3 protein-coding genes are annotated in these 5023 nt (G+C 46.7%); all 3 read right to left on the reverse strand.

What is annotated here, in order from left to right:
- Nucleotides 1–239: 239 nt before the first annotated feature.
- Nucleotides 240–1985: a diflavin flavoprotein gene (locus tag QUA04_RS28635; protein ID WP_333263877.1), complete on the reverse strand. Its 1746-nt coding sequence runs from the start codon at nt 1983–1985 to the stop codon at nt 240–242.
- Complete coding sequence (locus tag QUA04_RS28640; RefSeq protein WP_333263880.1) at nt 1978–2607, reverse strand: hypothetical protein; 630 nt, start codon at nt 2605–2607, stop codon at nt 1978–1980. The genes QUA04_RS28635 and QUA04_RS28640 overlap by 8 nt, the downstream gene beginning before the upstream one ends.
- A gap of 353 nt (nt 2608–2960) precedes the next feature.
- A complete protein-coding gene (locus QUA04_RS28645) occupies nt 2961–4688 on the reverse strand; it encodes a diflavin flavoprotein (RefSeq protein WP_333263883.1) in 1728 nt (575 codons plus the stop codon).
- Nucleotides 4689–5023: the final 335 nt, after the last annotated feature.

The following is a 5023-nucleotide window of genomic DNA, read 5'->3' on the forward strand; positions in this document are numbered from 1 at the left end:
TGGTATGTGGATTAGTAAGGTGGCGAATAGGTGCGCTTGTTATGTGTCAATAAAAGTCCCTACAAACTGAAAAAAAACAGTAAAATTTAGGTCATAAAATTGGGCAGTTTTTATCGATAGACCGTTGAAGCCCATATGGAACCGTTGGTTTCTAACGGACGGTTCCTGCGGGAACCGTCCGTCAGAAACCAAGCGGGGAAAGGGATTGGAATTATGGGAGAGGTCTAATAACAAATTCCTTAATAATGGCTCCCAGATTTCCGGTAATGCACCGCTGTCACCCCGTCATTTTTCAGCAAATGACCGTTTTCAACCGCCGCATAAACTACCCAGTGATCGCCGCATTCCATCCGACTTATCACTTCGCATTCCAGATAAGCTAGAGCCTCAGTCAAAACCGGACAGCCGTTGCTAGCTTCCATTGTTTCGACTCCGGCAAATCTGTCTTCTCCGGGAGCAAAGTTTTTCATGAAATACTTCCGCAACTGTCGCCCTTCGGCTAAGATATTCAGTACAAATTTATCTCCAGCGTACATCAGAGCTTCGATCGCTCGATCCTTGGCAACCGCAATCGTCACACCGGGCGGATTAAACGTTGCTTGCGACACCCACGAAGCCAGCATCGCACTGCTAACCTCCCCCCGCTTCGCCGAGAGTACGCACAGCGAACCAACCAATCTTCCTACTGCTTGTTCAGTGCGATCGCTCCCCGCTGCTAACTGCGGTTTCGGTGCCCGCAATTTTTGCGATCGAATCAAAGCTTGAGCAAAATCCGTTCCCGCTTCTTTGCACTCGTGAATTGTCGCTGCCGTCGGCTTAAATTTGGCTCGAATCGGCTCAAATCCAATTCGATAGCCGGCATCTTTCAGCTTATTTTCAACTAAGTCGATCGCCTCTCCACTCCAGCCAAAAGAACCGAAAACCCCCGCTAATTTGCTCTTAGTTGCGGTAGATAAAACTATTCCCAAAGCAGTTTGAATTTGCGTCGGAGCGTGTCCTGCTAGCGTGGGAGTTCCGATGATAAATCCCGCGCATTTTTCGATCGCCTCTTGAATTTCTCCCGGTTCGGCAAATTCGCAGTTGATACTTTCCACCGCAACGCCGGCTTTAGTAATTCCTTTGGCGATCGCCTGCGCTAAAGTAGCCGTATTTCCGTAAGCCGAAGCATAAATCAAAGCAACTGTCAAGTCTTTTGAATTTTGTTGCTGGCTCCATTCCCGATACAAATTGCTCAGTTCATTAAGGCCGTAACGGACGATCGGGCCGTGACCGGGAGCATAAAATGCTGCTGGTAAATCGGCGAATTTATCCATTGCAGTCAGCACTTGTTTTGCCTGAGATGCGTGCAGGGAATCGTAATAATAGCGCCGATCTTCGCTGTAAACGCTCCACCCTTCATCGAATACTTGGTCGCCGCAAACGTGAGCTCCAAATAGTTTGTCCGTGAACACGATTCGAGTGTGCGGATCGTAGGTACAAAGTTCATCAGGCCAACGGGGAGTTGGAGTCGCGATGAATTTTAAGGCGTGACCTTTTCCTAAATTGAGAGTTTCTTCTCCCCGAACAATCAGAATGTTTAATTCTTGGTCGGGAAAAGCGGCTCGTAAACTAATTGCAGCAGGATTCGTGCAAACCAAAGCTACTTGAGGAGCTAATTCTAACAGAGCTTTAATTGTTACTGACCTGTTAGCATTGAAATGCCCCAAAATTATGTAATCCAGCTTTGTCAAGTCCACCCGTTGCTGCAAAAATTCCAGGTAATTTTGAGTAAAAGATTCCCCCGGCGGATCGAACAAAGCAGTTTTGTCAGCTTGAATAATATAGCTATTTGCTGTTGTACCCTTTTGCAGCGAATACTCGACTTCAAATTTGAGTCTGTCCCAAGTGCGCGATCGCAGAATAAAAGTATCGAGTGCGATCGGGATAAACTGCACGTCGCGGGGTTTGGCATCAGATGCGAGTCTAGGAGTCAAAGTGTTAGTCATTTATTGCACCTATGAGAAACTGAACTACTGAACTTCTTTTGATTTCGTGCCAAAACTTGGTATCTACAATGTCAAACCTTGCGCCTCGACCCTGTAAATTGGTATCCAGGTCAGTCAGAAATTCCCGGGTTTTCAAATCATCCCCAATTTGGATAAAGCTCACCCCAATTTCTTCATCTTTATCTATTTTATTTGCCGCACTTACAATTATTTCGGCGACAGCAGCGGTATTTTCGGGTTTTTGATCTAGGACTGCAACAATTATTGCTCCGTTCTTCCCTTTAGGATTTGGTTTGCTTGTGAAATAATCGCTAAAAGTTGCTTTCAGAGCTTCTTCCAAATGAATTGCAGTCGGGTTTGCTGAATCCGGTTCTGTATTTTGTCGCTGCAAAATTTCAGCTAACCGGGCAACATTTGAATTTTTATACTTCCACATAGGAGTAGAAGCTTCGTAAAGGGTGATCCCGTCGCTATCAAATTCCTGACATTTTTTTGCTAAGTCGATCAGAGATGCCTGTGCTTCTACCCACTCCTCGTACCAAGGATGGTGAGGGTCTCTGCTGGCATCGCTTCTGGCAATAATAATTGTGTAATCTCGGTCTTCTAAAAGATTGGCAGGCATTGGCAATTCCCCTAGTAAAAATGGAGTCTAAATGACAACGGTTTGCCCGGTTTGCTGCTTGTGGCGCCCCCAACGCCCAAAACCCGGTAAGGTGCGCCACAAACACCCAACCTTGAGAGTTTTTGCGTAGCCAGTTGAGTCCTGGACTCTAATTGTAGGGTGCGTCAGTAGATAGTCGATGATGAAGTCGAATAAAACATCGGCTGACGCACCTTACTAATACGTTTGGGGTGTGTTGACTCAGACAGTCAATGAATATATCGTTGAATTTCCCCTTTGCACTTGACAACTGCCAACTGCCAAGAGTCAACAGTGAACTGACAACAGTCAACTGTCAACCGTCAACTGACTTCCTAATAGTGATTTCCGACTTTGCGGTGGTGAACTGCCGGCAGTGCATCGGGATTGGAGACGCGACCACTATCGACGATCGCATATACGATATGATGATCCGAAAGTTCCATCCGGCTGACTACTTCGCATTCCATGTAAGCCAAAGCATCTGTCAAAATCGGAGAACCGTTGGTAGCAGGTTGAGTTTTAACTCCGGCAAATCGATCGGCACCAGGAGCAAAACGCTTTAAAAAGTGCCTCATCAAGGTTTGATAATTGCCTTCTTCGAGCACGTTGAGAACAAATTTATCTCCTGCGTGCATCATCGATTCAATCGCCCGATCCTTCGCAACTGCTATTGTTAAACCCAGGGGTTTAAAACTTGCCTGCGTTACCCAGGAAGCCAGCATCGCACCGCTAACATCGCCTTTTTGGGCGGTGATGATGTACAGTCCGCCGCTGATTCGTCCCAAAGCTTTATCGAGGTCGCTGTCGAGGGCTTTCATCTGTTTGACAGCCTTGTCCCGCGTTAGCCACTGTCCCAAGTCGGTGCCGGCTTCGTCGCAAAGTTGATAAATCGCTTCGGTCGGCGTTTCTTTAATCAAAATGTTGGGAAATGCTTCTTTTAAACCCAACTCTTTGAACTTGTTTCGCAGCGGGTAAATAGATGCGTCATCGCCGCCCCCGGATTCGCACAAACCGAAAGATTGTTTGTTGTTAGCCGCAACTAAAATTGTGTTGATAGCAGCTTCGGCATTCGCAGCAGCAGTACCACTACTCGGCGGCGAACAAATCACGATACCAACTGCGGTACCGACAAGTTCGCGGACTTCTTGCAAGTCGGCGATTCTCAAATCCATCATTTCCACAGCGACACCGGTTTTGGTGATACCGTGGGCGATCGCTTGGCTGAGTCGATCGCTAAATCCGTAATCGGAAGTGTAAAATACCGCTACAGTGGTTTCTGCCTTAGCTTGGGCTTGGCTCCACTTCTTGTAGCGTCCGGTAAGTTCCACCACATTGTGCCGCAGCAGCGGCCCGTGACCGGTCGCAATTGTACCAATTTCTCCCAACTCTGCCATCCGCTTCATCGCAGCGAGTACCGATCGAGCATTGGGAGCCATCAAGCACTCATAATAAAAGTGGTAATCTTCCTCAACTGCTGCTAAATCGTCATCGAAGGTGCTGTCGGTACAGTAGTGCATCCCGAAAGCATCGCAGGTGAACAGCACTTGAGTTTTGCTGTCGTAGCTGAAAATAGTATCGGGCCAGTGCAAGTTCGGCGCCGATACGAATTCGATAATGTGGCCGTTTCCTAAATCTAGTTTGTCCCCGTTTTTGACTACCAATCGCTCAAAGGGTTGGTGTACAAGGTTTTCTAAAAATTGAATTGCTACTTTCGCCCCCACGACAATCGCTTGGGGTGCCAGCGCCAGCACGTCTTTGACTAAACCGCTGTGGTCTGGCTCGGTGTGGCTGATAATTAGATAGTCAATCTCTTTCGGGTCAATTTCGCCCGTCAGAGTGTCCATGTATTGCTGGCGAAACTTCTCGTGCGAGGTATCGACGAGGGCTGTTTTTTCACCGCGAATGATGAATGAGTTGTAAGTTGTACCGTTTTTGAGTCCGAATTCGATGTCAAAGCGGTCTCTATCCCAGTCCAGGCATCGAATTGCCGTTGTATCAGAGGCAATTTCGACTTTTTCCACCGTCAATCTGCGTTGGACTCGTTCAGTCAGCGCTACCATCAGTGCCTCCTTGTCTGTTACCCATTACCTTATTGTTTCCATTCTGACACGTTTCTTTTGTAAATCTTTATCAAATTTCCTATCACTCAGTTAAGCATCCCAAAAGTGATCTCTATCTCTTGACAAAAAGCAAATATGTGTGGTATAGAAACCAAGTTTGAGCGATTGGGCGATCGAGGTACTGAGTTTTGCAGGGAAATTCCTCTCCCGCAGTCAATTAGTTAGTAGCAACTTAACAGTTGTACAAAATGTGCAGTAATACCAATTTAATATGAAGCTGCATAGAATAGGGCTTCAAGAATAAACTTGTAAGATGACAACGAACTAATTTGCTC

It is taken from the genome of Microcoleus sp. S13_C5 (assembly GCF_036700845.1).
Lineage (GTDB): Bacteria > Cyanobacteriota > Cyanobacteriia > Cyanobacteriales > Microcoleaceae > Microcoleus.

Excerpts from the sequence above, each read along its gene's own strand:
- QUA04_RS28635 (WP_333263877.1), bottom strand. The coding sequence starts at position 1,985 with ATGACTAACACTTTGACTCCTAGACTCGCATCTGATGCCAAACCCCGC.
- QUA04_RS28640 (WP_333263880.1), bottom strand. The coding sequence starts at position 2,607 with ATGCCTGCCAATCTTTTAGAAGACCGAGATTACACAATTATTATTGCC.
- QUA04_RS28645 (WP_333263883.1), bottom strand. The coding sequence starts at position 4,688 with ATGGTAGCGCTGACTGAACGAGTCCAACGCAGATTGACGGTGGAAAAA.